This is a genomic window from Bartonella massiliensis, from assembly GCF_902150025.1.
Classification (GTDB): domain Bacteria; phylum Pseudomonadota; class Alphaproteobacteria; order Rhizobiales; family Rhizobiaceae; genus Bartonella; species Bartonella massiliensis.
The window spans coordinates 1-685 of the sequence record NZ_CABFVS010000078.1 but is presented as its reverse complement, the minus strand read 5'-3'; the positions used below and the strand labels follow the sequence as shown (position 1 = coordinate 685).

Sequence of the window (685 nt, the reverse complement as noted above, 5' to 3'; positions counted from 1 at the left end):
ACAAAGCGTTTTATAAAAAGCCGGCACATCTTTCCAATCCATCGCTGGTAAATTTTGCTTTTTATGACGTTGTTTACCTAAGAGCGCGCGTGCTTTTTCTGTTGCTTGTAAATCAACATTCAAACCTAAGGCAGCCGCATGTTTGAGACAAAGATTAAGACGATTAAGAGCTCTATAAGCAACTCCAGCTTTTGAATGCCAAATAGGAGCAAGAACATTGCGTATCTCTGTTTGGGTAATCTCAGAAACGGGCAGGCAGCCTAATTTTGGTAAAATATGAAGTTTTAAAGGTGAAAACCAATCTCCATTTTTACCATCACCTTTTAATTCTGCTTTCCGAGTTTCAAAAGCATCTAGAGCAATATCTTTTAAATAATGGAGATTGCTTATTGCCTCACGCTTTTGTTTGTTGCGTTCTTTAATGGGGTCACGACCTTCACGAAGAATAGAACGCCACCCCGTTGCCAACTCACGCGCTTGTTTTAAAGAAACATCTCTTAAAGCGCCTAAGCCCATTTCGCGGCGCCGCCCATGAATGGTATAACGATAAATCCATTGAGCACCTCCATCTTTACGCTTATGAAGAAGCAAGCCGGCACCATCATTATATTTGCCAGCCCCCAATGTTGCGACAGACTTTGCATTAAGACGGTTCATAAGGACCATTTTTACTCCTTTCTTATAC

1 protein-coding gene is annotated in these 685 nt (G+C 41.2%); it reads right to left on the bottom strand.

Going from position 1 to position 685, the window contains the following annotated elements; all coding sequences use genetic code 11:
* A partial coding sequence (locus FNZ60_RS09500) for a tyrosine-type recombinase/integrase (protein ID WP_142417298.1) occupies window positions 1-666 on the bottom strand: 666 nt, incomplete at its 3' end.
* Window positions 667-685 lie beyond the last annotated feature (19 nt).